This is a genomic window from Aeromonas sp. S16(2024), from assembly GCF_041403065.1.
Lineage (GTDB): Bacteria > Pseudomonadota > Gammaproteobacteria > Enterobacterales > Aeromonadaceae > Aeromonas.
The window spans coordinates 58,836-85,019 of the sequence record NZ_JBGLQX010000019.1 but is presented as its reverse complement, the minus strand read 5'-3'; the positions used below and the strand labels follow the sequence as shown (position 1 = coordinate 85,019).

The following is a 26,184-nucleotide window of genomic DNA, read 5'->3' as shown; positions in this document are numbered from 1 at the left end:
CTCAAGTTGCTGGGGTGCGGGTTCTCTGAGCATGGTGCAGTCCATTTATTGACCATGCAGCAATTAGATCAAACCCCGAGATCGGCGTCCAGGGGTTTGTCATCAGTCTGAATGCCGCGTCCTGACGCGGCATTTTCCATTTATGGCGGTTGCGCGATAATGGGCCGCCAATCTCCCGCCACTGCGTCGTCGATTTCTTTTACCAGCGCGCTGCGTTAGGTTGTCTGACCTGAATGGTCCCATTGTCTTCTGTGTGAGATGGGCGTTATTTCACAGTGGCGCTTGCCAGGGCAAGCCTGCGAATTGCGGCGTGGTTTTTTATGTTCCTGTTCCGGATTGATCTTGCCCGTACGAGATGGCGCCTTGGCTGTGCCTTGCTGGTCTTGACCTTGCCACTGCTGGTGGGAGGCTGGGTGGTGCACAGCAGCTATGAGCAGGAGCTGAAGAGCGATGCCAGCGCCTCCGCCCACAAGGCGAGGACCTTGCTTGAGCGCATGCTGGATCAGGCCGAGCAGGCCAACCTGGAGGCATTGCCGCTGGTGAACCGACCCTGTGCCGGCAACCTGCTGCTGCTGCGCAAGAGAGTGGCCCTCGAGCCTTTCCTGCGTTCGGTCAATCTGGTGCGCGACGGAGTGATCAACTGTGCCTCGCTGTTTGGGCCTGTCCATGAGGTGGATGACAGGTCGGTCTACACGGAGCACAAGTTGCTGCTGATGCGTGGCAACAAGGTGCGGCAGAATCACCCGCTGCTGGTGGTGCGCCATGATCGCGGGCGCGATGCGGCGCTGAGCTCCATCGACAGTACCCAGCTCAGCTTCATGCTCGCCATGAGCAGCGACACCAGCGAGCTCTATCTACAGGTCGGGTCGGCCTGGATCGATGAGTCCGGCCATCACCAGAACCGGCCCCCCAGGCTGCACAGCAAGACCCGCCTTGCCCTCTCCTCCCACCGCTACCCCTTCGCCATCCACGCGGGCTATGCCATGCCGCTCTACTGGCACTCCCTGTGGGAGGCTCGCCATCTGGCCCTGCTGTGGCTGGCCGGCACCTCTGTGCTGCTCGCGCTGCTGGTGTGGTGGGTGCTCGGTCGCCCGGGCTCCCCGACGGATGAACTGAGACGCGGGCTGCTGGCGGGGGAGTTTGTTCCCTACCTGCAACCCCTGATGGCCAGCAAAGACGGCCACATGATGGGGGCCGAGGTGCTGATGCGCTGGCAGCACCCGAGCTCAGGTTTGATCCGCCCGGATCTCTTCATCCCCCAGGCGGAAGAGTCCGGGCTGATAGTGCCCATGACCACCCATCTCATGAAGGTGGTGGCCCATCGCCTGAAGCAGGTGCAGAGCCAGCTGCCAGATGGGTTTCACATCAGCTTCAACATCAGCGCCGCCCACTGCCATGATTTTGCCCTGCTGACGGAGTGCCGCGCCTTCCTCGCCCACTTCCTGCCGGGGCGGGTGGCACTGGTGCTGGAGCTGACCGAGCGGGAGCTGCTGGTGGCAAACCCCCATACCCTCTCCCTGTTCGCACAGCTGGACGAGATGGGGGTCAAGCTCGCCATCGATGACTTTGGTACCGGCCACTCCAGCCTGATCTACCTGCAGCAGTTCCATGTGGACTATCTCAAGATCGACCGCTCCTTCATCGGGCGCATCGGCACCGAGTCCCTCTCCGAACACATAGTCGACAACGTGATCGATCTCGGCCGCAGGCTGGGTCTGGCCCTGATCGCCGAAGGGGTCGAGACGGAGCAGCAGGCCGCCTATCTCAGGGGCAAGGGGGTGCACTATCTGCAGGGATTCCTGTTCGCGCGCCCCCAGCCGCTGCGTCAGTTCTGTCAGGAGCTGACGGCAGGGGCGGCGGATAGCCAGCCCGCTGCCAGCCGCGCCACCTCCGCCTGAGCCGGACCTGTCACCCAGGCCGCATCAGGGCCAGTGCGTGGCAGTGGTGCCCCCTGATGAGCAAGCCCCGGCGAGTGCCGGGGCTTTGCTATCTGACGTCAAAGGGAAAGTCAGGCGGAGAAGCCGCCGTCTATGGTCAGGCTGGCGCCAGTGACATAGCCAGCTTCGGGCCCCGCCAGGTAGGCGACGAAGCTGGCGATCTCCTCATCCTTGCCGTAGCGGGCCAGTGCCATCATCCCCTTGAGCTGCTCCGCCGATTCCCCGTCAGCCGGGTTCATGTCGGTATCGACCGGGCCTGGCTGGACGTTGTTCACCGTGATGCCCTTAGGGCCCAAATCCCGTGCCATGCCTTTGGTCAAACCGACCAGGGCCGACTTGCTCATGGCGTAGACGGAGCCGCCCGCCATGGGGATGCGATCGGCATTGGTGCTGCCGATGTTGATGATGCGCCCCCCCTTGCCCATGTGGTGCGCCGCCTCCTGACAGGCCACGAACACGCTGCGGATGTTGACCGCCAGGGTGCGATCCAGATCATCCAGGGTCAGCTCCTCAAGGTGGCCCCATACCAGCACCCCGGCGTTGTTGACGAGAATGTCCAGTTTCCCGAAGGTGGTGACACTCTGGCGTATGGCGTGCTGTACGGCTCCGGCATCCGCGCTGTCGGCCCGGATGGCCAGCGCCTTGCCGCCTGCCGCCGTGATGGTCGCGACTATCTCTTCTGCCTTGCTGGCCGAGGAGACATAGGTGAAGGCCACGGCGGCACCGTCGCGGGCGAGGCGCTTCACAATGGCGGCACCTATGCCGCGGGAACCACCTTGTACGAAGGCAACTTGTCCACTGAGGGGTTTGACGGTCAACATCTGGTCTCTCCTGTCTGGTGATAAAGCAAGGTCTGAGCGAGTCGGGAACTCAAGGTCATCCAATCCATTAACTGCAAGATGCGGCGTTGAATGAGCCTGTAAACAGTGTGATTGATTCCTTGAAATTGATTAAGTAGCTATTATTCCAATCTCTAATTCCCTCAAGGACCGAGTTGATGGCAGAACAGGACCCCTTTCTGAGCGTCAGACACTTTGTTGCCGTGGCGCAGTCGGGCAGTTTTACCGCTGCGGCATTGGCGCTGGGGCTGACCGGCTCGGCGCTGAGCAAGAGCATAGTGCGCCTGGAGGCACGACTGGGGGTCAAGCTGTTGCACAGAACAACCCGTCGGGTGAGCCTGACCCTGGAGGGAGAGGCGTATCTGGCCAGCTGTCTCCAGGCCATCCGGGTGCTGGAGGAGGCGGAGCAGAGCCTTGCATCGGGAAAACAGAGCCCGTCGGGTCGCGTGCGCATCGATCTTCCCGCTGCGTTTGGCCGCAGGCACGTGCTGCCGATCCTGCTGGAACAGGCTGGCCAGCATCCACAGCTGGATCTGTCGGTGACCTTCAGCGAGCGCAAGGTCGACCTCATCGAGGCCAACATCGATCTGGTGGTGCGCATAGGCGCGCTGGAGGATCAGGCGGATCTCGTTGCGCGCCGTCTGGGGGAGCAGCGGCTTGTCATCTGCGGGGCGCCCTCCTATCTGGCCAGGCGCGGGGTGCCCTTGACCCCGGATGCGCTGTCACGGCATGACTGCATCATCGACTGGCGAGCCGGCCATCGTCATGGCTGGTTGCTCCGCAATGGGGCGGGCAACACGGAAGCCTATGACATCCCGGTACGTTACGAGATGGGGGATGGGGAAGCCGTGCGGGCCGCAGCACTGGCCGGCCTGGGGCTGGCTCAGGTGCCGACCTGGCTGGTGAACGAGCAATTGGGATCGGGCGCCCTCGTCTCGGTGCTCGATGATCACTCCGGCGGCGAGATGCCGATCAATCTCCTCTGGGCCAGGAGCCAGCATATGCCGCTCAAGGTGCGCGTCCTGGTCGATGCCTTGCTGCTGGCGGCGCAACAGAGTGGCAGTGCCTTTCGGGCAAACTGAGCCAGGTCACGCCTGGCTGTCTTGAGCCCCCGAGCCAGCATTGCCGCGCGGGTGAGCGAGGTGCTGTGATCGCTCAGCTCAGGCTGTGCAACCAGTTCGCCAGTGTCTCGTGGGCGCTGCCGGGCTCGGGTCTGGCGGGGGCGAGCAGATGATAGCCGGTGCCATCCGGGACGAAGCCGAGCGGGGCAGCCAAGAGCCCTGCCTCCAGGTCGTCACACACCAGCCGATAGGGGCCGATGGCGACGCCAAGGCCCGCCACTGCGGCCTGCAGGCTGAAGTAGAAGTGTTCGAAGGTCTGGGTCGGCGCCTCGTCATTCAGGGGTTGCCCGGCATCCTCCAGCCAGCGCGACCAGGCCTCGGGGCGTGTCTTGGTGTGCAGGCGGGGCGCCGAGGGACGCAGAGCCGGCGAATCCCCCTGCTGCATGAAGAGCTGCTCCACCTTGCCCGGCTGGCAGACAGGCCCGGTCAGCTCCTCGAACAGCAACTCGCTGTGCAGATCCTCGGGCCAGTCGAAGTCATTGCGCCGGATGGCGAGATCGATGCCGCTGCCAAAGCTGAGGGCGCCGCCCCCCGCCATCAGATGGACGTCCAGCTCGGGGTGCAGGGCCTGGAAGGCGGGCCAGCGCGGGATCAGCCAGCGCATCAGCAGGGTGGGCTCGCAGGAGAGCACCAGCGACTGGGGCTTGCTCTGCTGGCGCAGCGCCTGGGCCGTCTCCCGGATCTGGCCTAGCCCCTCCCTGACCGCCTGATAGAGCCGGTCGCCCGCCTCGGTCAGAAAGACCCGGCGCTGGCGGCGCTCGAACAGCCTGACCCCCAGGTCCTCCTCCAGCAGGCGCACCGCCCGGCTGATGGCGCCATGGGTGAGGTGCAGCTCGTCGGCGGCGCGGCCGAAGTGTTCGGTGCGGGCCGCCACCTCGAAGCAGCGCAGGGCCGTCAGGGAGGGGAGGGAGAGGCTTTTCTGTGAATTTTTTTCACCGTTCATGTCAGAAGTTATCGTTCGTCATTGGGGTTAATGCGAAATAAAATAGCCGATATCCCATGTGATCAGGACTATTTTCATGACCGAACTGTTAGCCGTAGTAGCCATTACCTTCTTTGCCGTCATCAGCCCGGGCCCCGATTTCGCCATGGTGTCGCGCAACAGCCTGCTGCTCTCCCGTCGTACCGGCGTGCTGACGGCGCTCGGCATCGCGGCCGGGGTCTGCGTGCACGTGAGCTACACCCTGCTGGGGGTGGGGCTCTTGATCCAGCAGTCCCTCTGGCTGTTCAACCTCATCAAGCTGGCGGGGGCGGCCTACCTCATCTTCCTCGGCATCAAGATGCTGCGGGCCCAGCCCGCGACCGGTGAGGCGCTGGCCCGCCAGCCAGCCCTCTCCAGCCTGGGGGCACTGCGCACCGGGTTTCTGACCAATGTGCTCAACCCCAAGACCACCATCTTCATCGTCAGCCTCTTCATGCAGGTGGTGCAGCCGCAGACGCCGCTGGCGGTTCAGCTCGGTTATGGCGCCTTCATCGTGCTGGCCCACGGGGTCTGGTTCAGCGCGGTGGCGCTCTTCTTCTCCAGCGAGTCGGTACGGGCTCGTCTGCTGGCGGTGCGCCACTGGATCGACCGGGTGTTTGGCGGTCTGCTGGTGGGGTTCGGCATGCTGCTGGCACTGACCCAGCAATCACGCTGAGGGGAAGGGGGCGGGTCCCCCTTATCCACCCTCGACTGTAGGGGCTTGTTTTTCATGCCTTGGCGTTCGCTTTTCGGTAGAATTGCCGCTCATTTTGAAGTCAGATGAGGCGCGGTATGACGGTCAGGTTCCAGGCATTTCACAGCATCAAGGCGATTGGCAATCGGGAGGTGCTGTTCAACTGGTCCAGGACCAACCCCCTCGGCGCCCTGGATCAGGTGTGGCGCCCGAAGAGCCGTGACGAGCTGCAGCAACTGCTGCGGGAGTACCCGGATCGCAAGCTGCGGCTCATCGGCTCCGGTCTCTCCTTCGAACCCATCCACAGCGTCTATGCCGAGGGCAGTCAGGCGCTGCTGGTGGATTTGCATCATCTGCGCGGCCGCCTGGCCCAGAGTGCCGATACCGTCACCTACCAGGCGGGCACGCCCCTCGATACCGTCTATGGGGAGCTCATCGCCATGGATCGCATGCTGCCCGCGTCCCCCGGCGTCATCGGCATCCAGACCCTGGGGGGCGCCCTCAGCACCGGCACCCACGGCCAGGGGCTGCACCAGTCCTCCCTGTGCGATGCGGTGGAGGCCCTGACGGTGATGCTGGCCAACGGGGAGATCATTGGCGTGGATCGCGCCGATCCGCGCTTCGGTGCCTTCGTGATGGGCATGGGCATGCTCGGCGTGTTGCTCGACGTCACCCTGCGCACAGTGCCGAACCGCATCATGCGTTGCACCAAGTTCACCACCGACTACCCCTTCCTGCTGGAACACAACGAGCGGCTCAACCGTGAGCACGGCTTCGTGAAGAGCTGGTGGTTCGCCTGGACCGGCGAGAGCCACATCTGGCTGGTGGATCCCGCCTCCGAGGAGGAGGTGGCCCGCTACCGCGCCGCGGGCAGCGAGCCGCTGCTGCTGGAGGGGGACGTCGACAGCGCCCTGACAGCCGCACTCAATGACACCATAGATGCCACCCTGCAGAAGATGGCGCGGGACACCAAGGACGAGGCGCGGACGGGCGAGCACTTCGAGACGGTGCGCCGCTTCAAGGATGCCTCTGACCTGGTGGGCAACGTCTACCAGATCCTCTGCAAGGGGATACCGGCGCCCCAGATCAACTGCGAGGTGGCGGTGCCCCTCGAGCGCATGCAGGAGGCGCTCGAAATTCTGCAGCACTGGCAGGAGCGCAACCCGGGGGCGCTGCATTACCCCTTCATATTGCGCTGTACCGGCCCCTCCGAGGCCTGGCTTAGCGCCGCCTATGGCAAGTCGGTGTGCTGGATAGGGTTCCTGGTCTATCTGGCGGCGGACGGCACCTTCGTGGGCGGCTCCATGGAGCAGATGCGCGAGCTGCAGCAACTGCTGGTGCCGCTCGGCGGTACGCCGCATTTTGGCAAGCACCTGGCGATGGATCTCTACGACTTCCCGGCCCTGCTGCCGCGCTGGCACGACTTCCTGGCCTTGAAGCGCGAGCTCGATCCCCATGGCCGCTTCGAGAACCGCTGGCTCGGCGAGCTGTTCGCCAACCGCTGAGGATGGCCCCTTGGGAAGGGGCGATATTTTTTGCGCCCTTCTCCCCTGGTGGGAGAAGGGGTGGGGAGGAGGGGAAGAGACAGCCTCTTCAAGCCCCATGACGACAGGCGCTAAGGATGTGACATGACAGACCCACAAGACACCAGAATCCCCGTGACCCTGCTGACCGGCTTCCTCGGCAGCGGCAAGACCACCTTGCTCAACCACTGGGTCAAGCAGCCGGAGCTCGGCGAGTGCGCCGTGCTCATCAACGAGTTCGGCTCTGTGGGGCTGGATCATCATCTGGTACAGCAGGTGGATGAGCAGGTGGTGCTGCTCGATTCCGGCTGCATCTGCTGCTCGGTGCAGGGCTCCCTGGTGGAGGCGTTGCAGGGACTCTTTATGAAGGCGATTCAGCGCAAGATAAAGCCCTTCAAGCGGCTGATTATCGAGACCACTGGCCTGGCGGATCCCGCTCCCGTGCTCTTTACCCTGAAGGAAGAGGGCTTCATCGCCCAGCGCTACCGCTTCGATGGCACAGTGACAGTGGTGGATGCCGGTCATATCGAGCAGCAGCTCGGCCAGCAATACGAGGCGGTCAAGCAGGTGGCGCTGGCGGACTTGCTGGTGGTGAGCAAGGGGGACCTGGTGGAGGAAGAGACCCTGGTGCGGGTCGAAAGCCAGCTGGCAACCCTCAACCCGGCGGCCCCCATCGAGCGGGTCAGCAACGGCGAGCTCTCACCCGTTGTGCTGGAGAAGCTCGGCGCCTACAACGAGGCGGTGGGGCGCGACGTGCGCCAACTGCTGGCCTGGCTGCGCACCGAGTCACCCCGACAGGGGCTGGCATCTCCCATGCAGCCGAAGATGCAGCCCTTTGTCGCCAAGGTAGGCACGGCCGCGCCGACCCATTTCGAGCATGGCAACATAGAGAGCTTCTCCCTGCGCATCGGCGAGCCGCTCAAGCCGTCCCGCCTGCTGGCCGCCATCGATGCGGTGCAGGCCCAGTATGGCGACGCCCTGCTGCGGCTCAAGGGGATCTTGCAGCTGGAGGGCGAGAGCCAGCCCGTGGTGATCCACGGGGTGCACGGCCAGCTCTACCCGTTGCAGGCCCTGGGGGAGTGGCCCGAGGGCAAGGCCCAGTCCCGGCTGGTGTTTATCGTGAAAAGTCAGGACAAGGCGGGGATAGAGCGGTTGTTCCTTGATACGCTCAAGGCCCCGGAGCCCAGTCTGGAAGAGCAGCTCAGAGCCATGCTCGGCCAGCCGGATGCCTGATATGCTGATATGACCCGCGCCCGTGCGGGTCTTTTCTTATCTGAAGAGGAGATGGCTGCTCATGCCCGATAGCACACACCTGGTGACCCCCGCCCAACGCAAGTGGCTACCCTGGCTGACCGCGGTCGGCTTCTTCATGCAGACGCTGGATGGCACCATACTCAACACCGCCCTGCCCAGCATGGCCGAGGCCCTGGGGGAGAGCCCGCTGCAGATGCAGTCGGTGATCATCGCCTACATGCTGACGGTGGCCCTGCTCATTCCCGCCTCCGGCTGGCTGGCGGACAGGTTCGGCACCCGCCGCGTCTACCTGGCGGCCATACTGCTGTTTACCCTGGGCTCCCTGGCCTGTGCGGCCGCCAATACCCTGCCCATGCTGGTCGCCGCCCGGGTGCTGCAAGGGGTGGGCGGCGCCCTGCTGATGCCCATAGGGCGCCTTGCGGTGCTGCGGGTCTACAGCAAGCACGAGCTGTTGCGGGTGATGTCCTTCGTCACCATCCCTGGTCTGCTGGGGCCCCTCATGGGCCCGGCGCTCGGGGGCTGGCTGGTGGAGGTGGCGAGCTGGCACTGGGTCTTCCTCATCAACCTGCCGGTGGGCGTGCTCGGCTTCATCGCCAGCTGGTACTTCATGCCGGACCTGCGCCAGCACACCGCCAGGTTTGACTGGCAGGGATTCGTGCTGTTCAGCGTCGGCATGGTGCTGGTGTCGGTGGGCCTGCAGGGGCTGGGGGAGCACAGCATCTCCACCGGCTGGGCCCTGTTTGCGTTGCTGTTCGGTCTGGCCGCCATGGCGAGCTACTGGCTCTATGCCGCCACAGTGGCGCAGCCGCTGTTCAGCCTGGCGCTGTTCAAGACCACCACCTTCGCCATCGGCATCTGGGGCAACTTGTTCGCCCGCCTCGGCAGCGGCGCCATGCCCTTCCTCACGCCGCTCTTCCTGCAACTGGGGCTGGGCTTCTCGCCGAGCAAGGCGGGCATGACCATGATCCCCACGGTGATCGGCGCCATGCTGACCAAGACGCTGGTGAACAAGCTGATCCCGCGCATCGGCTATCGCCGCATCCTGATCGGCAATACCCTGGCGCTGGGGGTGATGATCGCCAGCTTCTACTTCATCGACAACCAGGTGCCGCACTGGGTGCTGCTGGCCTGGCTGGCGGTCTTCGGTGCCATCAACTCGCTGCAGTTCTCCGCCATGAATACGCTCACGCTGCAGGATTTGAGTGCCGAGCACGCCAGCAGCGGCAACGGCCTGCTGTCTGTGGTGATGCAGCTCTCCATGAGCCTGGGGGTGGCCATCGCCGCCAGCCTGCTCGGGCTCTTCTCCGCCGGGCAGCCGGCACAGGCGAGCGAACGCTGGCTCGGCGGCTTCCACCTCACCTACCTGTGCATAGGTCTGATGTCCATGCTGGCGGCGCTCATCTTCGCCCAGCTGGCCAGAGATGATGTCAAGGAGAGACGGCGCCAAGATCCGCTCTGATGACCACAGGGATGGCGCGGCAAAAAGAGAGGGCGGCCCTGGCCGCCCTCTCTCATTGGGGTATCAGACCCTGAACTGATCGACAGCCCGGTGGAGCAGGCTCGCCTGTTCGGCCACGTTCCGGCTGGCGCGGCTGTTCTGCTCGGCCTGGGTCAGGGCGTCGTTGGCGATGTCGCGGATCACCACGGCATTGCGATTGATTTCGCTCGCCACCGAACTCTGCTCTTCGACCGCGGTCGCTATCTGGGTGCTCATGTCCATCATCTGGTCCATCTGACGGGTGATGTTGGCGAGCTGGGTGCTTGCCTCTCCGGCGGCCTCGACGCTGCGTTCCCCCTGGGTGCGGCACTCGCCGATCAGGGTGACCACGCTCTGGGTACGGGCCTGCAAGCCGGAGACGATGGCGGCAATCTCGCGGGTGCTCTGCTGGGTACGCATGGCCAGGTTGCGCACCTCATCGGCAACCACGGCGAAACCTCGTCCTTGCTCGCCGGCTCTAGCGGCCTCGATGGCTGCGTTGAGAGCCAGCAGGTTGGTCTGCTCGGCGATGGCCTGGATCACCGCCAGCACATTGCCCACCTGTCGGCTCTCCTCGGCCAGGGCAATCACCTCCTGGCCCGAGGCTTCCAGCTTGGCGGAGAGGGAATGGATCACCGCCATCGTTGTCTCCACGCTCTCCCGACCCTGCTGGGCGCTCAGGTTGGTGGTGCGAGCACTTTCGGCTGCGCTCTCCGTATTGCTGGCGATCTCCTGCACAGTGCTCTCCATCTCGGTGGCGGCGGTGGCAACCAGATCGCTCTCCTGCAACTGCTGCTGGGTGCCCTCCTGGGCGGCGTTGGCGTTGCGCTGCAATTGTGCTGTGAGGCGTTCCAGGTCCGTGACCGAGGAGACGACCTGGCCTATGACCTGGTTGAAGTGCTCCAGCATGGTGTCGAAGTCGCGGCCCATGGCGCCAAATTCGTCCCTGGAGCCGATGCGGGCGCGCAGGGTGAGATCGCTGCTGGCGGTGACCCGACGCATGGTGTCTGCCAGCCGCTGCAGGCCGGTCATGACGTCGCGGCCGATCAGCAGGTTGAGGCCAAGGGCGGCCAGTATGCCGAGGATGCAGAGCAGGACCATGACCCTGAGGGTGCGATCATGGGTGGCGTCGGCCTCCCGGGTCAGGGCCTGGGTCAGGGTCATGCCCGCCTGGCGCATCTGCTCGGCGCTGCGATTGAGCTCGCCCCTCAGCCCCTCGCTGGCACTCAGACCCAGGCGTTGCTCCTCTGTGACCAGGGCAAGGAAGTTCTGGCGGTAGCGTTCCAGCAGGGCGGCGAGGGCCGGTTCACCGGCGAGAGCCAGGGCCAGGGGGGCCAGGTTCTGTTCGAACTTGGCACGATAGCTGATGTCACGGCGCAGCATGAAGTCCTTCTCGTCCCGGCGCAGTTGCAGCATCAGCAGGCTCTCCTGCTGCTGGCCCCGGTCCTTGAGCTCCTGCTCCAGGGCATGGATGGCCTGACGCAGGGCGCCGTAATGGCCGCTGGTAGGGGTGAGCCCTATCTTCTCCTGCTGGGCGCGCAGGGTCTCGAACTGGCGGCTGTACTCCTTGAGCTGGCTGGCAAAGGCCAGGATCTCGGCCTGCTGCGTGCCCCCATGGTGTCTTGCCATCTCGGCGAGCAGCTGACTGGCCTGGTCACTCTGGGTAATGAAGGCGGTGGCGGCAACGGGGTCCCGGCTCAACAGGAACTCTCTCTCCTGCAGGGTGAGGGCAACGAGGTCGGCCTCCACCTGCTTGGCCTGCAGCATTTCGGCGTTGCTGCGCGACTCCTGCCCCGAGAAGTAAAACATGACCCCCATGACGACGGCCTGGATCCCGGCCACCAGGATGGCGGATAACACAAGTTTCTGTTTGACGTTCACGACGACCTCAAGGGGCAAGGGAGATGGCTAGCGTATCGGCGCTGAAGATATATCCTGAAGGTGGCTTTAGCGTTTTATTCTGCCTATTTCGCGATATGGATTCGATGGGTTCTGTCATCCCACTGTCATATAGCGAAATAGTCTGGCGTCGCCCCGAACCGGCGGTGGGGTGTGTCCGGAAGGGGGCGGGCGCGATCAGGCCTGGATATCGGCCAGGACGCCGCTCGGCGTCCAGTGGAAGGGGATGGGGTCGAGGCGCTGGGAGGCCTTGTCATAGCCTTGCCACAGCTCGCCCAGGGGGCGGCCATCGGTGGGATGGCGCAGGCCGGGGGCCAGCTCCGCCAGGGGCCAGAGCACGAAGGCGTTGGTGAGGATCTCGCCACGGGGCAGTACCAGGGGGGAGTCGCAGACCAGATCCCCATAGAGCAGCAGATCGAGATCCAGGGTGCGGGGGGCGAATTTCTTGGCATCGGGCTCGCGGCCGTGGGCGAACTCCATGGCCCGTAGCCGCTGGCACAGAACGGCGAGGGGCAGATCGGTGTCTGCCCCCACCACCAGGTTGTAGAAGGGGCGGCCGTTGAAGCCCACCGCCTCGCTCTCGAATACCCGGGAAACCTGCAACTCGCCAAACTCGGCATGCAGGGCATCGAGGCCGGCCCGGATATGGCGCTCCCGCTCGATATTGGAACCCAGGCTGATGTAGATACGAGTCATCAGCAGGCACTCGCGGCCGGGGTGCGGTGGCGCAGGATCTCGACCCCGACCCCGGCGGCATTGGGCACGGCACCCGGCTTGGTCAGGGTGACCTTGACCCACTGCACCCGCTGGTCGGCCAGCACCAGGGCGGCCACCTGCTCGGCCATGGTTTCGACCAGTTCGACGACCTTGCTCTGGGCGTGATCACAGATCTTGCGGGAGAGGGTGGCGTAATCCAGTGCCAGATTGATATTGTCGGTTGCGGCGGCGGGTCGGTTGTCGAATCCCATCTCGAGATCGAAACAGAGCTTCTGGCGAATGCCTTTCTCCCACTCATATACCCCTATGGTGGTCAAAACCTCGAGTCCGCGAATAAACACCTTGTCCATGACAGTACTTCTTCTTTACTCTTGATGGGCTGTGAAAACAGCGCAGGGATGCAGGCCTGGCAAGCCGATTGCCGCTGGCGGCCGGTTTGGGCGACAGGCTTTCGGGCAAGCCCAGACCAGAGAATGTGGCCCGCATCATACCCCATTCATATCGTGGTAAAAACGACCAAGATGACGGCCCTGACGATTTTGATGATTATTCTGGCCTATCTGGGCGGCTCGCTGTCCAGCGCCGTGCTGGTTTCCCGCCTCACGGGTCTGCCGGATCCCCGCGACCATGGCTCCCACAACCCGGGGGCGACCAATGTGCTGCGCCTCGGTGGCCGGATGGCCGCGCTGATCGTCCTGTTGCTCGACGTGCTCAAGGGCATGGCTCCCGTCTACCTCGCCTGGTATCTGCAGATCAAGCCCGTCTACCTGGGGTTCATCGGCGTCGCTGCCTGTCTGGGTCACATGTACCCCATCTTCTTCCACTTCCGGGGGGGCAAGGGCGTCGCCACTGCGCTCGGCACCATGCTGCCCATCGGCTTTGCCATGGGGGGCGCGGCGATCGCCACCTGGCTGCTGGTGCTGCTGGTAAGCGGCTACTCGTCGCTGGCCTCCATCATTACAGTGCTGCTGACCCCGCTCTTTACCTACCTGCTCAAGCCGGAATATACCCTGCCGGTCTCCCTGCTCTCCTGTCTCATCCTGGTGCGCCATCACGAGAACATCACCCGCCTGCTCAGGGGCGAGGAATCCCGACTCTGGGGCCGCCGAGGCACGGCTTCCCCCACAGAAGTGATAAAAACGAGTGATGCTGCGCAAAAAAGAGACGAACGAGACGAAAAGTGAAATTTCCCGTTGACCACCCGCCTTAAAATCCGTTTAATAGCGCCCACGCCCAGATAGCTCAGTCGGTAGAGCAGGGGATTGAAAATCCCCGTGTCGGCGGTTCGATTCCGTCTCTGGGCACCATATTTGGTGCCATGAAAGAACAATTTGTTCATGCACAATAGTTTAAGTGTGCCGGCTTAGCTCAGTAGGTAGAGCAACTGACTTGTAATCAGTAGGTCACCAGTTCGATTCCGGTAGCCGGCACCATTTGCCCAGATAGCTCAGTCGGTAGAGCAGGGGATTGAAAATCCCCGTGTCGGCGGTTCGATTCCGTCTCTGGGCACCACTTACAATTCCTCCTTAGTTCAGTCGGTAGAACGGCGGACTGTTAATCCGTATGTCACTGGTTCAAGTCCAGTAGGAGGAGCCATTTCAAAAAGACCCCTGTCGCAAGACAGGGGTCTTTTTTATGCGCTCGATAATCCCATGGCTCCTCATGCAGCCGCCGGCACCCGCATTTCAGGGCATGTAAGACCCGCTATTGAGTGAAAACGTTTTTCTGTTGAAAGCACGGAAAGTGCATGAAAAACAAGCAGTAAAATGGATGGTAACTAGTCTGCGCTTAAGGTCCTGTACATGATTTCGCCTATAAAATGGAGACCACATATAACAAGGGCCGAACGCCCGCCATTTCGTATTGATGAGGCTATACATGAACTTAAGACTGACCCCTGTCTGGATTGCACTGGCATTGGCCACCACAGCCGCTCACGCTACCGACGACATCTACTTTGGTGCCGGTGTTGGTGCCGCTCACTTCAACGGCCTGAACAACGCAGCCGTCGAAACCGGCACTGAAGATGCCGCCGCGACCAACCTCTTCATGGGTTACAACTTCAACGAGACGTTCGGTGCCGAACTGGGTTACCAGTACGCTGGTCGCGGTAGTGCCGATGGTGAGCGTTACGAGAACCAGGGCGCCACCCTGTCCGGTATCGCCCGTCTGCCCCTTGGCGAAGATTTCTCCCTGTTCGGTGAAGCGGGTGCCTACTGGGCCCATACCGACGGTCTGGACAACAGCGACACCCGTGTCTCTCCGCTGGCCGGTGTCGGTCTGACCTACAAGCTGAACGATGCCCTGGATCTGCAGGCGCGCTACCGCTACATGTGGGACGTGGCCGATCTGACCACCTCCACCGGTGAGCAGTACAAGTCCAACCAGAGCGTGGCGACTCTGGAAGCCGTATATCACCCGTTCCGCACCTCCTACGTTGAGCCTGTTGCTGCTCCGGTTGTGGCAGAGGCGGCTCCTGTGATGGTCGAGAAGAACTTTTCCCTGAACTCAGACGTGCTGTTTGCCTTTGGCAAGGCAGATCTGAAGCCGGAAGGGGTGGAAGCCCTGAGCGGTCTGTACAAGCAGATCGTTGAATTCCAGCCGAAGGATGGCAGCGCCATCGTCGTGGGTTACACCGACCGCATCGGTTCCGATGCCCAGAACCAGCAGCTCTCCGAAGCCCGTGCCCGCACCGTGGCCGACTTCCTAGTGAGCCAGGGCCTGGCCACCAGCAAGATCGCCATCGAAGGCCGCGGTGAAGCCGACCCTGTCACCGGCACCCAGTGTGACGGCGTCAAGGGCAAGAACGAGCTGATCTCCTGCCTGGCACCGGATCGTCGCGTCGAAGTCCGCGTCTCCGGCGTGCAGGAAGTGCAGCAATAAGCTGACGTCAGCTCAGCTGATGTGAAGAGGGGATGCCATGGCATCCCCTCTTGCTTGTCCGGGCTCCCGCCTTTAGTACGGACGAAACCGCCTGGCATGACTACCCTGGTGCCTTATCCCTCTTCAGCTTCGCGACAATCTGTCGTACCCCGCCTCTTATACCTTTCCTGTCAGTGAGTTACAGCCATCCTCTCGGCTAGTATGATGGCGTGACCGGCCTGTGCCCCCCGCTTTCTGCGAACGGGCATCTCTCTTTGGGCGTGCAGGCACCTGATCCCCTCCCTTGGCAACCCTGGGCGGGACAAAACCATGATCGAGGTAATCTATGAATGCGACCGAGCTGTGGCAGCTTTCTCCCGAACAATTCAACGAGTGGCGACGGGAGAATGACTATCCATTGATCTGGGAGTTGCTGGTGGCCTCGCTGCCCCATTTCGACGACTGGATGACAGAGCAGAAAATAGAGAAAAGCGTCATCTTCCAGATCGGCATCGCCCGCTTCATCAGCTCGCGATCCGTGCTCAGCCTCTGCGTCTACATGAGTGACGACAAGATAAGGCTCTATGAGAGCGCCTCTAGCGCGCTGGAGTCCCTGCGCAAGAGCGGCCTTGTCCGCTCCGAGACGCGCTTCGAGCCCTATGCCATGTGGCTGGCCGCCAGGCATGGCAAAGCCGAGGTAAAGCGGGCGCAGAGCCTGCTCTCCGTCTCCGAGAACAACAAGGGGGAGGCCCAGGTGCTGGGCAAGCATCGCCTGCTCAACATCGGCGGCGTCGAGCTCAAGAGTCCCATCATCTCCGGCCGGCTGCTGGACTTTACCTGCCTGGACGAGCTTTCGCTGGACGGTGCCGTCAACAACTCCAAGGTCTATCTGTGGCACTGCTCGGCCAAGGGGGTGAGGGTCAACGGCGGGGTGATCGGCCTCGATCTGTTCGATTCCCTGCTGTGGGATCACAGGGCCTGGGCCAAGAAACGGGAGCTGGCGCTGGAGGATGGCGTGTTTCAGGACTTCACCATAGAGTGCGAGGAGATCCGTTTTCACGCCTCCCGGGCCGTGCTGAAAAATTTCAACGTCAGTGCCAAGAACTTCGATGCCACCATGGAGCACACCAATCTGGACAAGGTGCAGGTGGTCTACAACGAGAATGGCCGGATCGATCACAACGAGGCCAGCAAGCTGTACCGCAACGCCAAACGCATCTTCTCCAGCGTGGGGGACACCGTCGATGCCGGTGAGTGCTATTACAAGGAGAAGCTGCACGAGATGAAATCCCTGGCAAGTCCGAGGGAGCTGTTCAGGGAGCGCTGGCTGCGCAGCGGCCTGATGACGAAGGGGTGGCTCTCCCTGCTGTGCTATCTCAAGTGCGCCAGCAAGTTTGTCAGCTTCATCACCTGGGGATTTGGCGAGCGTCCGATAAGAAGCCTGCTGATGTCGATGGGGGTCATACTGCTGGCGACCCTGACCTACTTCCTGGCACCGGAGTCCGTGACCCATGGTCACCTGGGGCGCCCCTCTACTTCAGCATTGTGACCTTCGTGACCCTGGGTTGCGGCGATATCTCCCAGACCTCCTCTCCCCTCCAGTTGTTGTCGGCCATAGAGGCGTTCTGCGGCATGTTTCTGACCGGCCTCTTCCTCGCCGGCTTTGCCTCAAAAACCAAGCAGTATTGACGATAGCGCTGGCGGCGACGGCACCACTTGCTCCGCCGCCATGGACTGGTCATCCGCCAGGACCCGCCAGTACGGCGGGGATGGCGTTCTTCCTTGACGCACCGGCAGTGGAGCGACTTTATTTAGAGTCATGGGTCGCGCTTGCGATGGATGGTGCGCCTGGCGTTGCACGAGAAAAAAACAGGGGAGCGAGAGCGGTATCGAACAGTCCACAATCGAAGCAGAGAAGGAATAACGCTATGATATTGAATCACTTATGGGGATTGTATGCGCATCCTCACACCGAATGGCATACCATAGACGAGAGGCATGACAGTTTCCGAAACAGCCTGGCTCATATCCTGATCGTGGCCCTTATCCCGCCCATCTGTGCCTATTATTCCGCCGTGCACATAGGTTGGAGCATTGGCGTCGGTGACCCCATCACCCTGACCGCGAACAGCGCCCTCATGCTGTCGGTAGCCATGTACGTGACGCTCATCATAGGCGTCCTCGCGCTCTCCTATCTGGTGCACTGGATGGGTCACACCTTCGGATCTGATCCCAGCTACACGACGTCGCTCGAGCTCGCGGCCTACACCTCGACGCCGCTGTTCATGGTCGGCTTCTCCGCATTCTTCCCGCACCTCTGGTTCGTGATGATCATCGGCCTCATCGGACTCAGCTACTCGGTTTACCTGCTCTATGTGGGGGTGCCTATCCTGATGCACATTCCCAAGGAGCAGGGGTTCATCTACGCAAGCTCCGTGGTCACCGTCGGCCTGGTGCTGCTGGTCTGCGTGCTGGCAGCCACGGCCATTCTCTGGGGATCCGGTTTTGGCCCCGTGTTTACCCAGTAGCCGCTGACGAGCCGGCAGAAACGACAAGGGCGCCATTATGGCGCCTTTGTCATGGGGCTCACTCACGCTTTCTGGCCGGTTTGTGGCAACCGGGTGGAGTGAAAGCGTCGGTCGCGAGGCGGGGATCAGCGCGGGTTGCCGCTGCCGATGCCAAAGGGGATGCGGTAGTCGCTGCTCTGATCCCCCAGGCTCACGGTCAGGTTGCCCTGGGCGCGGCTCGGGATCTGCACCTGCTGGGTGCCCGTCAGGTTGGCATGGACGGAGGCCACCAGATCACCAGACTCGTCGCGTACCTCCAGCATGGGGTTGGCCTTGCCAGCCAGGGTCGCGCTGGCGTGCCAGTTCACGAACAATACGCCAGGAGCAGCATTGAAATCGGCGGGAACGGCAGCCTGGGCAACACCGGCAGTCATCAGGCCTGCGACGGCCAGTATCTTGATTAGGTTTTTCATGTTCATTCACTCTCTTGATTTTTATGTCATTGGCAAGGCCGGAGAGGCCTGCATCAATGCATCCTTGCAAGAGGTTATTCAAATACTATGTGGTTCTTTTACTGACATCAGACACCCTGTTTTTGGTATCTCAGCCTGGAACAACCTGTTATTTGGCCGCTTGGCGATCCTGCCTAAGCGATGAATGCATGGTAAACAGGTCATCGTTCGGTTGTTAGCGAGATAAACTGGTCTAGATGTTCAAAAAACATGAACAAGATATGAGGGCGTCGTCACCTCGACTCACCAGCGTCTGAACCGCTCCCGCCTGCGGCCAGCAGCGCCGTTACCGCAATGAAGTCGGTCGCCGTCTCTGTTGGGGGGATCACGCCGGGTCGGCGCGTCGTCGTCCCCCATGCCAGGTGGTACCCATAGACGCGGCTATGATGGCGGCTATCCCCAGCCACTGGGACGGGGGCAGTTGCTCCCCCAGCAACAGCAACCCCATCAGGGCGCCCATGGCGGGTTCGCCGCTGGTCAGGATGCCATAGCTCTTGAGCGGCAACCGGCGCAGGGCAAACATCTCGAGGGAGTAGGGGATGGCACTGGAGAGCAGCCCCACCCCCGCTATGGTCAGCACCACGGGGAGGGTGAAGCTGGCCTCGCTCGCCCCGCCGAGGCCGAAGGGCAGTACCAGCAGGGTTCCCACCCACATGCCAAGGGCCGGGGCCTGGGCTCCCAGCAAGGCACCGGCCCGCTTGCCGGTCAGCATATAGAGTCCCCAGAACACGCCGGCACCGAGGGCCAGGCCTGCCCCCAGGGGATCTATGGCCTGTTCGGCCGCTCGCAGCGGCAGCAGCAACAGCAGACCGGCGATGGCCAGCGCCAGCCAGATGAAGTCTGCCCGGTGGCGGGAGCTGAGCAGCGCCACCGTCAGCGGGCCAATGAACTCGATGGCCAGCGCCACGCCGAGGGGGATGCGCTCTATGGCCAGATAGAAGAGCAGGTTCATCGCTCCCAGCGAGAGCCCATAAGGGATGGCCCCCAACAGGGTGCGCCTGTCGAGTGGCGCTCGCCAGACTCTAAACACCAGGGAGAGGAGCAGGGCGGCGCACCCCAGCCGGAACAGGGTGGTGCCTGCGGCCCCGATCAAGGGGAACAGGGATTTGGCCAGGGAGGCGCCCAGGGTGATCGACAGCATGGCGAGCATGACCGCCAGCAGGGAGGAGAGGGCAGTGGTGTTCGGTGGCATCTCGTTCAAACCTGAGCAGGGAAGGGGAAGTAAAATATATCTAGCGATAGCCGTAATTTCGGTCTAAAACTGGCCCTACTCGATAATTTTTATCTCTTTATCCCCCATGACCGACAAGTTCGATCTGCTCATCCTCGCCGAGCTGCAGCAGGATGCCCGTCTGCCCATTCCCGAGCTGGCCCACAGGGTCGGCCTCTCGGCGCCCGCCTGTTACCGCCGCGTCCGGACGCTGCGGGAGGCGGGACTTATCGAGCGGGAGGTGGCACTGGTGGCACCGGCGACCATGGGCTGGCCCATCACCATGCTGGTGCTCGTCACCCTGGAGCGGGATCATGGCCGTATCGTCGATGAGATGATCGCCAGCCTGCAGCGGGAACCCGAGGTGATGGATCTCTGGTACGTGACGGGGGAGCAGGACTTCGTGCTGCAGGTCGCCGCGCGGGACATGCAGAGCTACGAGCTGTTCACCCGGCGGGTGCTCCATGCCAGGGAGCAGGTGCGCAGCTTCAAGACGTTAGTGGTCATGGGGCAGCACAAGCGCTGTGGGGCCTTGCTGCCTGCGTAGCAGGGCGGTGGGGGAACCGGCCTGAGTCCGGTGAGGGCGTCGTAGTGCCATCCCGAAGAGGGGGCAGAAAAAAGGCAGGCGTGATGCCTGCCCCTCTCTGTCAGCCGAATTAGCCGACTGCCAGCTCTTCTGCCGTCATCGCTCGCAATACCCGGCAGGGGTTGCCCACCGCCACCACCCCTGCCGGCACATCTCTGGTGACCACGGATCCCGCCCCTATCACGCTGTTGTCCCCTATGGTGACGCCCGGGCAGATGACGACGCTGCCCCCAATCCAGACGTTGTTGCCGATGCGCACCGGCTTGCCAAACTCGACTCCGGCTACCCGAGGCGCCACCGCTACCGGATGGGCGGCGGTGTAGATCTGCACCCCGGGGGCCAGCAGCACGTTGTCGCCTATGTGTACCTCGCACACATCCAGGATGGTGCAGTTGAAATTGGCGTAGAAATTCTCGCCGACAAAGATGTTGGCGCCATAGTCGCAGAAGAAGGGGGGCGTGATGAAACAGCGTTCTGCGCGGCCACCCAGCAGGCGGGTGAGGCGCTCATCCCGGCCAGGGGCATCGGTCCGCTCCCGGTTCAGTTCCCCCAGCAGGGCTCGGCACTGCTCCCGCGCTGCCCGCAGTTCGGGGTCACCCGCATCATAGGGCTCCCCCGCCACCATCTTCTGCCACTCGGGGCCACGCTCGGCCGCCTTCGTCATCACCTCGCTCATCGCCTACTCCATCAGCCAGATCAGGGATTCATAAGGACGCAGCTCGCAGGATTGCGGCCGGGCCGGGCTATCGGGGTAGTTGCCAAGCAGCAGGCGACCCTCGCCACCGGCCAGCTCGGCGGGCAGCTCGAAAGTCACAGGCCTGCCGTAGAAGTTGCTCACCACCAGCAGGGTCTGGCCGTTGGCGCTGCGGGCATAAGCCCAGATCCGGGCGTGCCCCGCCAGCAGCTCCTGATAATCCCCCTGGGTGAAGATGGGGTAACGCTTGCGAAGAGCGATGAGATCCCGGTAGTGCCAGAATACCGAGTCCGGGTCGGCCAGCGCCGCCTCTGCGTTGATCTCGGGGTAGTTGGCGGCAGGCTTGAGCCAGGGCGTCCCGCTGGTGAAACCGGCGTTGGCCGCAGCGCTCCACTGCATGGGCGTGCGGGAGTTGTCACGGGACTTGGCCCCCAGAATGGCGAGGATCTCTGCCTCGCTCATCCCCTCCGCCTGTTTGATGGCGAAGATGTTGCGGCTCTCCACATCCTGATAGTCGTCGATGCACTGATAACCCGGGTTGGTCATGCCGATCTCCTCCCCCTGATAGATGTAGGGGGTGCCTTGCAGGCCGTGCAAGGTGCTGGCCAGCATCTTGGCGGCGACCACCCGATGTTCGCCCTCGTCGCCGAAGCGGGAGACGATGCGCGGCTGATCGTGGTTGCACCAGAACAGCGCCGACCACCCCTTGCCATGCATACCGCTCTGCCAGTGGTTGAAGATACGCTTGAGTTCGAGGAAATCGAACGGCGCTTTGGTCCACTTGTCGCCGTTGGGGTAATCCACCTTCAGATGGTGGAAGTTGAACACCATGGAGAGCTCGGAGCCATCCAGCGCGCCGTAGCGCTGGCAGTGCTCCAGACTGGTGGAGGACATCTCCCCCACCGTCATGGCGCCCACGGGGGCAAAGACGTCGCGGCTCACATCCTGCAAAAATTCGTGGATACGCGGCCCGTCGGTGTAGAAGCGGCGGCCATCCCCCACCTCGTCGCTCGGGAACGCCTGATCCTTGGAGATGAGGTTGATTACGTCGAGTCGGAAACCGTCCACCCCCTTCTTGGCCCAGAAGTGGATAATGTTTTTCACCTCGGCACGCACTGCCGGGTTTTCCCAGTTGAGATCCGCCTGCTCGCGGGCAAACAGGTGCAGGTAGTACTGGCCGGTGGCGGAATCCAGCTCCCAGGCACTGCCGCCAAACTTGGATTGCCAGTTGTTGGGCACGCCGCCATTCACCGGATCGCGCCAGATGTAGTAGTCGCGGTAGGGGCTGTTTTTATCCCCCAGCGCCGACTTGAACCAGGCGTGCTCGGTGGAGGTGTGGTTGACCACAATATCCATCACGATGCGGATGTCGCGCGCGTGGGCGGCGGCCAGCAGCGCCTCAAAATCTGCCATGGTGCCGTAGGCGGGGTCGATGGCAAGGTAGTCGGCGATGTCGTAACCGTTGTCCACCTGCGGGGAGACGTAGACCGGGGTCAGCCAGAGGGCATCGACACCCAGGGTTTTGAGATAGTCGAGGCGGGCCATGATCCCCTTGAGGTCACCGGTGCCACGGGCGCCGGAGTCCTGAAAGCTCTTGGGGTAGATCTGGTAAATCACGGCGCTTTGCCACCAGGGTGTCTGTGTCATGGTTGGGTCGCTCATTTGGTTGAAACTGGTTGGAACAGGGCAAAGAAAAAGGGCGGAGCCAGGGCTCCGCCGATGTTGTGTGGATCAGGCGGTCGCCAGATCCAGCTTGCCGGCCGCCTGCTGGCGCTTGTAGACCAGCAGGGTCAGCACCACGGGCACCACTATGGCCACCAGCATGGCGACGGCGTAGATGCCCCAGTATTGCGGCTGGATGGAGAGGATGCCCGGCAGGCCACCTACCCCGATGCCGTTGGCCATCACGCCGCTGAAACCGCAGATGAGGGCCGCGAGGCTGGAGCCCACCATGGCGCACAGCATGGGGAACTTGTACTTGAGGTTGATGCCGTACATGGCCGGCTCGGTCACGCCCAGGTAGGCGGAGATGGCGGCCGGGACAGAGATCTCCCGCTCGTTCTCCTTGCGGCTGATAAGGATGATCCCCACCACGGCAGACGCCTGGGCGATATTGGAGAGCGCGATCAGCGGCCAGATGGGGGTGCCCCCCATGCTCTGCATCAGCTGCAGATCCACCGCGTTGGTGGTGTGGTGGATGCCGGTGATGACCAGGGGCGCATAGAGGAAGCCGAACAGGGCGGCGCCTATGGGGGCAAACGACCCCGTCATGGCCGCCTTGGCGGCAAAGCCGACACCCTCACCAATCCAGCGACCGAAGGGGCCGATGAAGGCGTGGGCCACGATCACCGCCAGCAGCAGGGAGATGAAGGGCACTATCACCAGATAGAGGTAAGCCGGAATGATGCGCTTGAGGCTGGTTTCCACCCAGGCGAGGAAGACACCCGCCAGCAGGGCTGGAATGACCTGGGCCTGATAGCCCACCTTCTGGATGACGAAGAGGCCGAAGTCCCACACTTCCGGGGTTTGCTGACCTATGCCGTAGGCGTTCATCAGTTGCGGCGAGACCAGGGTGATGCCCAGCACTATGCCGAGGATCTCGGAGCCCCCCATCTTCTTCACCGCAGACCAGCAGACGCCCACCGGCAGGAAGTGGAAGATGGCCTCACCCAGCAGCCAGAGGAAGGCGTGCACCTGGGCCCAGAACTGGCTGATCTCCACCAGGGTATGGGTCCCGTCGTCGAACATCTTGATGTCGCCGATGACGTTGCGAAAACCCAGGATCAGGCCGCCTGTGATGATGGCGGGCAGCAGGGGCACGAAGATCTCCGCCAGGTGGGAGATGCCGCGCTCCAGCGGATTCATGTTGTGGCGGGCCGCCTGCTTGGCGGCATCCTTGCTGGCGCCGCTCACCCCTATCTCCTGGGTCAGCGCCTTGTACCACTGATCCACCTCGTTGCCGATCACCACCTGGAACTGGCCGCCCTGGGTGAAGCTCCCCTTCACCGAGGGTATGGTCTCGATGGCCTTGGGATCGGCCTTGGCCGGATCGGCCAGCACGAACCTGAGCCGGGTCAGGCAGTGGCTGACTGTGGTGATGTTGTCCTTGCCGCCGATCCGTTCGATCAGCTGTGCCAGATGCTGTGTGTTGACTTTTGACATGAGCCTTCCCTCTGTGACTCGATGAATAATGGTCGTTTCTTTGCCGGCTGGCCAATGACCGCCCGCTTATTGGTATCGTTCCCAATCAGCATGAAGCCAGTGGCCGATATCAGCAATGGGAACGTTCCCAATTCGTGGCGGTGGTCACAAAAAGTGCAAAACGCCGGTGATGAGAGGAAAAGATAGACTACAGGGGCTGACAGGGGGCTATGGTGGCTCTGGGGGCCTGGCCCTCTTCAATCTGATCGAGCAGCTGTCTGGCGGCCAGAATGCCGGCATCTTTATAGCCGAAATCCAGGCTGAGGGTGTTGGCAAACAGGAAGGTGAGCATGGGATTGCTGCCGAGGCCGCTCACCAGGATGTCGGTGCGCCCCTGCTCCTGCAGGTACTTGGCTGCGCCTATGGCCAGGGTGTCGCTGGCACAGACCATGGCCTGGGTGCGGGGAGTGACCAGCTCGGCCGCCAGCCGGTAGCCGCTTTGCAGGCCGAGATCCCCGAGGGCGCTGCGGGGCGTGAGCCCCTGCTCCCGACAGTAGTCGAGATAGGCCTGATGCCGGCGCAGCCCAGTGGTGAGATCGCTGCGTTCGACCCCCAGATAGGCGACCTCTGTCAGGCCGCGCTCCCTGAGGTGTGCAAGCACGGTTCGCACCGCACCGTCATCGTCGAAGCAGACCGACGAGAAGCCGGGGCGCTCGCGCGCCATCAGCACCAGCTTCTCCCTGAGCGGCGCCATGGCGGCGTAGTCCAGATCGTTGAAGGCAAACAGTATGATGCCGTCCACCCCGCGCCGCTCCAGCACGGCCAGGTGCTCGCTCACCTTGGCGGGGGAGAACTTGCTCTCCATCAGCACGGCGTCGTAGCCGCGGGCATAGAGGGTCTCCAGCATGCCGCGCACCGCCTGGTTTTCCGAGCTGGAGTCGAGGCGCGACACCACTATGCCGATCACCTGCTGGCTCTGGCTGCGCATGGCCCGGGCCGACTTGCTCGGCACGAAGTCGTGCTCGGCGATCACCGCCTCGACCCTGGCTCTGGTCTGGGCGTTGACCTTGGGATCCTGATTGAGCACCCGGGAGACGGTCGACTTGCCGACCCCGCTGAGGCGGGCGATATCGAGGATGGTCAGTTTCTTTTCCATGGGGGATCCGTACAGGGGAGGGCGACAACAGGGATGCAGACATTGTTGTGATTAAGTCCTGTGAATACAAGCCCATGGCGTTAGAATGCCAATTTGCCCAGGCGACTCCCCCCGCCATTGCACAGGACGCGCATCATGGATCTGTTGGCAAGTCTGCACTTCTCCCTCTCCATCACTGGCCCCATCTGCCTGGTACTGGTGCTCGGGATCTGGCTCAAGCGGCTGGGTCTCTTGCCCGACAGTTTCGTCGAATCCGCCTCCCGGCTGGTGTTCCAGGTCACCCTGCCAGCCCTCTTGTTTCTCAGCATGGTGCGCACCGATTTTTCCACCATGCCGAGCCCCTGGCTCATCCTCTACGGCCTGCTCGGCACTTTGGCCGGTTTTCTGGTGCTCGAGCTGCTGGCGGCCCGCTTCATCAGCGAGCGACGTCTGCGCGGCATCTTCGTGCAGGGCAGCTTTCGCGGCAACATGGGGATCATGGGGCTGGCTTATGTACAGAACGCCTATGGCCCCGAGGGCATAGGCGCCGCCGCCCTGCTGGTGGGCTCGGTCACTGTGCTCTACAACATCCTCGCGGTGATCACCCTGACCCGCAGCCTGGGGGGCGGAAAAGGGATCAAGCCCATCCTCAAGGGGATAGCCAGAAACCCCCTCATCATCGCCATACTGGCGGCCTTGCCGTTCGGCCTGCTCGGCATAGAGCTGCCCCAGCTGGTGATCACCACGGGCAACTACTTCGCCAACATGACGCTGCCGTTGGCGCTGCTCTGCACCGGTGCCAGCCTCAACCTCAAGGCCCTGCGCGGCGGCGCCATGCTGACCGGCTGGGCCACCGCCAACCGCCTGTTCTGCATCCCCGTGCTGCTGGTGCTGGGGGCATGGGCGCTTGGCTTCAACACCCAGGCCCTCGGCATCCTCTTCCTCATCAGCTCCACCCCGACCGCCGCCGCCAGCTATGTGATGACCCGCGCCATGGGGGGCGACAGCGCCCTGGCGGCGAACATCATCGCCACCACCACGCTCGGTTCGCTGGTGACCACCAGCCTGGGGGCCGCCCTGATGAACTACCTGGGGTTGATGGGGTAATCCATTGG

22 protein-coding genes, 4 tRNA genes and 1 pseudogene are annotated in these 26,184 nt (G+C 62.9%); 16 read left to right on the top strand and 11 right to left on the bottom strand.

Translation table 11 applies throughout. The features are described 5' to 3' along the window. Window positions 1-320: 320 nt before the first annotated feature. The gene (locus ACB030_RS15055; protein WP_371160858.1) at window positions 321-1,898 is read left to right on the top strand and encodes an EAL domain-containing protein; all 1,578 of its coding nucleotides are present in this window, start codon (window positions 321-323) and stop codon (window positions 1,896-1,898) included. A gap of 110 nt (window positions 1,899-2,008) precedes the next feature. Here the strand turns inward: ACB030_RS15055 and ACB030_RS15050 are convergent, their stop codons facing one another. Further along, window positions 2,009-2,758: a 3-oxoacyl-ACP reductase family protein gene (locus ACB030_RS15050; RefSeq protein WP_371160856.1), complete on the bottom strand. Its 750-nt coding sequence runs from the start codon at window positions 2,756-2,758 to the stop codon at window positions 2,009-2,011. Between the two features lie 176 nt (window positions 2,759-2,934). Between ACB030_RS15050 and ACB030_RS15045 the strand changes: the two genes are divergently transcribed. Further along, complete coding sequence (locus ACB030_RS15045) at window positions 2,935-3,858, top strand: LysR family transcriptional regulator (RefSeq protein WP_371160854.1); 924 nt, start codon at window positions 2,935-2,937, stop codon at window positions 3,856-3,858. A 73-nt stretch (window positions 3,859-3,931) separates the two neighbouring features. On the opposite strand, the gene ACB030_RS15040 is transcribed toward ACB030_RS15045, so the two are convergent. Next, window positions 3,932-4,840 (bottom strand): LysR family transcriptional regulator, encoded by a 909-nt coding sequence (locus ACB030_RS15040; RefSeq protein WP_371160852.1) that lies wholly within the window; start codon window positions 4,838-4,840, stop codon window positions 3,932-3,934. Window positions 4,841-4,916: 76 nt separating this feature from the next. Here ACB030_RS15040 and ACB030_RS15035 point away from each other — a divergent pair, with 76 nt between their 5' ends. The 4 genes from ACB030_RS15035 (at window position 4,917) to mdtD (ending at window position 9,788) form a co-directional block, all read left to right on the top strand. Further along, entirely contained in the window at window positions 4,917-5,534 is a 618-nt protein-coding gene (locus tag ACB030_RS15035; RefSeq protein WP_371160850.1) for a LysE family transporter, read from the top strand. 116 nt (window positions 5,535-5,650) lie between these two features. Beyond that, complete coding sequence (locus tag ACB030_RS15030) at window positions 5,651-7,057, top strand: D-arabinono-1,4-lactone oxidase (RefSeq protein WP_319917297.1); 1,407 nt, start codon at window positions 5,651-5,653, stop codon at window positions 7,055-7,057. Between the two features lie 123 nt (window positions 7,058-7,180). Beyond that, window positions 7,181-8,308: a GTP-binding protein gene (locus ACB030_RS15025; RefSeq protein WP_371160847.1), complete on the top strand. Its 1,128-nt coding sequence runs from the start codon at window positions 7,181-7,183 to the stop codon at window positions 8,306-8,308. Between the two features lie 61 nt (window positions 8,309-8,369). Continuing rightward, a complete protein-coding gene (gene mdtD / locus ACB030_RS15020) occupies window positions 8,370-9,788 on the top strand; it encodes a multidrug transporter subunit MdtD (protein ID WP_371160845.1) in 1,419 nt (472 codons plus the stop codon). 63 nt (window positions 9,789-9,851) lie between these two features. Here mdtD and ACB030_RS15015 read toward each other — a convergent pair whose 3' ends face one another. The 3 genes from ACB030_RS15015 to folB all read right to left on the bottom strand — a co-directional run bounded on the left by ACB030_RS15015 (window position 9,852) and on the right by folB (window position 12,772). Next, on the bottom strand, window positions 9,852-11,687 hold the full coding sequence (locus ACB030_RS15015; protein WP_371160843.1) for a methyl-accepting chemotaxis protein: 1,836 nt from the start codon (window positions 11,685-11,687) through the stop codon (window positions 9,852-9,854). Between the two features lie 195 nt (window positions 11,688-11,882). After that, a complete protein-coding gene (folK, locus tag ACB030_RS15010) occupies window positions 11,883-12,401 on the bottom strand; it encodes a 2-amino-4-hydroxy-6-hydroxymethyldihydropteridine diphosphokinase (RefSeq protein WP_202047318.1) in 519 nt (172 codons plus the stop codon). Beyond that, window positions 12,401-12,772, bottom strand: a complete 372-nt coding sequence (folB, locus tag ACB030_RS15005; RefSeq protein ID WP_371160841.1) for a dihydroneopterin aldolase — start codon at window positions 12,770-12,772, stop codon at window positions 12,401-12,403. Before folB ends, folK begins: the two co-directional genes overlap by 1 nt. A gap of 171 nt (window positions 12,773-12,943) precedes the next feature. On the opposite strand from folB, the gene plsY reads away from it, so the two are divergent. The 8 genes and pseudogenes from plsY (at window position 12,944) to ACB030_RS14965 (ending at window position 17,812) form a co-directional block, all read left to right on the top strand. Continuing rightward, entirely contained in the window at window positions 12,944-13,606 is a 663-nt protein-coding gene (plsY, locus tag ACB030_RS15000) for a glycerol-3-phosphate 1-O-acyltransferase PlsY (RefSeq protein WP_139439591.1), read from the top strand. A 47-nt stretch (window positions 13,607-13,653) separates the two neighbouring features. Beyond that, window positions 13,654-13,729, top strand: a tRNA-Phe gene (locus ACB030_RS14995). A 50-nt stretch (window positions 13,730-13,779) separates the two neighbouring features. After that, window positions 13,780-13,855, top strand: a tRNA-Thr gene (locus ACB030_RS14990). Between the two features lie 3 nt (window positions 13,856-13,858). Continuing rightward, a tRNA-Phe gene (locus ACB030_RS14985) sits at window positions 13,859-13,934 on the top strand. An 8-nt stretch (window positions 13,935-13,942) separates the two neighbouring features. Continuing rightward, window positions 13,943-14,018: transfer RNA gene (locus ACB030_RS14980), tRNA-Asn, on the top strand. Window positions 14,019-14,300: 282 nt separating this feature from the next. Beyond that, on the top strand, window positions 14,301-15,305 hold the full coding sequence (locus tag ACB030_RS14975) for an OmpA family protein (protein WP_139433880.1): 1,005 nt from the start codon (window positions 14,301-14,303) through the stop codon (window positions 15,303-15,305). 325 nt (window positions 15,306-15,630) lie between these two features. Beyond that, window positions 15,631-16,973 (top strand): annotated as a pseudogene (locus ACB030_RS14970) (potassium channel family protein). Between the two features lie 239 nt (window positions 16,974-17,212). Then, a complete protein-coding gene (locus tag ACB030_RS14965) occupies window positions 17,213-17,812 on the top strand; it encodes a Yip1 family protein (RefSeq protein WP_205642559.1) in 600 nt (199 codons plus the stop codon). A 125-nt stretch (window positions 17,813-17,937) separates the two neighbouring features. Here ACB030_RS14965 and ACB030_RS14960 read toward each other — a convergent pair whose 3' ends face one another. Next, the gene (locus ACB030_RS14960) at window positions 17,938-18,270 is read right to left on the bottom strand and encodes a hypothetical protein (protein WP_371160838.1); all 333 of its coding nucleotides are present in this window, start codon (window positions 18,268-18,270) and stop codon (window positions 17,938-17,940) included. A 358-nt stretch (window positions 18,271-18,628) separates the two neighbouring features. After that, window positions 18,629-19,495 (bottom strand): DMT family transporter, encoded by an 867-nt coding sequence (locus ACB030_RS14955; RefSeq protein ID WP_371160836.1) that lies wholly within the window; start codon window positions 19,493-19,495, stop codon window positions 18,629-18,631. A 106-nt stretch (window positions 19,496-19,601) separates the two neighbouring features. Here ACB030_RS14955 and ACB030_RS14950 point away from each other — a divergent pair, with 106 nt between their 5' ends. Then, on the top strand, window positions 19,602-20,060 hold the full coding sequence (locus ACB030_RS14950) for an Lrp/AsnC family transcriptional regulator (RefSeq protein WP_371160834.1): 459 nt from the start codon (window positions 19,602-19,604) through the stop codon (window positions 20,058-20,060). Window positions 20,061-20,169: 109 nt separating this feature from the next. Here ACB030_RS14950 and ACB030_RS14945 read toward each other — a convergent pair whose 3' ends face one another. The 4 genes from ACB030_RS14945 to treR all read right to left on the bottom strand — a co-directional run bounded on the left by ACB030_RS14945 (window position 20,170) and on the right by treR (window position 25,090). Further along, window positions 20,170-20,775: a sugar O-acetyltransferase gene (locus ACB030_RS14945; RefSeq protein WP_371160832.1), complete on the bottom strand. Its 606-nt coding sequence runs from the start codon at window positions 20,773-20,775 to the stop codon at window positions 20,170-20,172. 3 nt (window positions 20,776-20,778) lie between these two features. Further along, window positions 20,779-22,440 (bottom strand): alpha,alpha-phosphotrehalase, encoded by a 1,662-nt coding sequence (treC, locus tag ACB030_RS14940; protein ID WP_371160830.1) that lies wholly within the window; start codon window positions 22,438-22,440, stop codon window positions 20,779-20,781. An 84-nt stretch (window positions 22,441-22,524) separates the two neighbouring features. After that, window positions 22,525-23,955: a PTS trehalose transporter subunit IIBC gene (treB, locus tag ACB030_RS14935; protein WP_205642554.1), complete on the bottom strand. Its 1,431-nt coding sequence runs from the start codon at window positions 23,953-23,955 to the stop codon at window positions 22,525-22,527. A 187-nt stretch (window positions 23,956-24,142) separates the two neighbouring features. Further along, window positions 24,143-25,090 (bottom strand): trehalose operon repressor TreR, encoded by a 948-nt coding sequence (gene treR / locus ACB030_RS14930; RefSeq protein ID WP_371160828.1) that lies wholly within the window; start codon window positions 25,088-25,090, stop codon window positions 24,143-24,145. Between the two features lie 135 nt (window positions 25,091-25,225). On the opposite strand from treR, the gene ACB030_RS14925 reads away from it, so the two are divergent. Then, the gene (locus tag ACB030_RS14925) at window positions 25,226-26,176 is read left to right on the top strand and encodes an AEC family transporter (RefSeq protein WP_371160826.1); all 951 of its coding nucleotides are present in this window, start codon (window positions 25,226-25,228) and stop codon (window positions 26,174-26,176) included. Window positions 26,177-26,184: the final 8 nt, after the last annotated feature.

Bases quoted from the DNA above. Each gene is read 5' to 3' on its own strand.
- ACB030_RS15055 (WP_371160858.1), top strand. From the start codon at position 321: ATGTTCCTGTTCCGGATTGATCTTGCCCGTACGAGATGGCGCCTTGGC.
- ACB030_RS15050 (WP_371160856.1), bottom strand. From the start codon at position 2,758: ATGTTGACCGTCAAACCCCTCAGTGGACAAGTTGCCTTCGTACAAGGT.
- ACB030_RS15045 (WP_371160854.1), top strand. From the start codon at position 2,935: ATGGCAGAACAGGACCCCTTTCTGAGCGTCAGACACTTTGTTGCCGTG.
- ACB030_RS15040 (WP_371160852.1), bottom strand. From the start codon at position 4,840: ATGAACGGTGAAAAAAATTCACAGAAAAGCCTCTCCCTCCCCTCCCTG.
- ACB030_RS15035 (WP_371160850.1), top strand. From the start codon at position 4,917: ATGACCGAACTGTTAGCCGTAGTAGCCATTACCTTCTTTGCCGTCATC.
- ACB030_RS15030 (WP_319917297.1), top strand. From the start codon at position 5,651: ATGACGGTCAGGTTCCAGGCATTTCACAGCATCAAGGCGATTGGCAAT.
- ACB030_RS15025 (WP_371160847.1), top strand. From the start codon at position 7,181: ATGACAGACCCACAAGACACCAGAATCCCCGTGACCCTGCTGACCGGC.
- mdtD (WP_371160845.1), top strand. From the start codon at position 8,370: ATGCCCGATAGCACACACCTGGTGACCCCCGCCCAACGCAAGTGGCTA.
- folK (WP_202047318.1), bottom strand. From the start codon at position 12,401: ATGACTCGTATCTACATCAGCCTGGGTTCCAATATCGAGCGGGAGCGC.
- folB (WP_371160841.1), bottom strand. From the start codon at position 12,772: ATGGACAAGGTGTTTATTCGCGGACTCGAGGTTTTGACCACCATAGGG.
- plsY (WP_139439591.1), top strand. From the start codon at position 12,944: ATGACGGCCCTGACGATTTTGATGATTATTCTGGCCTATCTGGGCGGC.
- ACB030_RS14975 (WP_139433880.1), top strand. From the start codon at position 14,301: ATGAACTTAAGACTGACCCCTGTCTGGATTGCACTGGCATTGGCCACC.
- ACB030_RS14965 (WP_205642559.1), top strand. From the start codon at position 17,213: ATGATATTGAATCACTTATGGGGATTGTATGCGCATCCTCACACCGAA.
- ACB030_RS14960 (WP_371160838.1), bottom strand. From the start codon at position 18,270: ATGAACATGAAAAACCTAATCAAGATACTGGCCGTCGCAGGCCTGATG.
- ACB030_RS14955 (WP_371160836.1), bottom strand. From the start codon at position 19,495: ATGCCACCGAACACCACTGCCCTCTCCTCCCTGCTGGCGGTCATGCTC.
- ACB030_RS14950 (WP_371160834.1), top strand. From the start codon at position 19,602: ATGACCGACAAGTTCGATCTGCTCATCCTCGCCGAGCTGCAGCAGGAT.
- ACB030_RS14945 (WP_371160832.1), bottom strand. From the start codon at position 20,775: ATGAGCGAGGTGATGACGAAGGCGGCCGAGCGTGGCCCCGAGTGGCAG.
- treC (WP_371160830.1), bottom strand. From the start codon at position 22,440: ATGACACAGACACCCTGGTGGCAAAGCGCCGTGATTTACCAGATCTAC.
- treB (WP_205642554.1), bottom strand. From the start codon at position 23,955: ATGTCAAAAGTCAACACACAGCATCTGGCACAGCTGATCGAACGGATC.
- treR (WP_371160828.1), bottom strand. From the start codon at position 25,090: ATGGAAAAGAAACTGACCATCCTCGATATCGCCCGCCTCAGCGGGGTC.
- ACB030_RS14925 (WP_371160826.1), top strand. From the start codon at position 25,226: ATGGATCTGTTGGCAAGTCTGCACTTCTCCCTCTCCATCACTGGCCCC.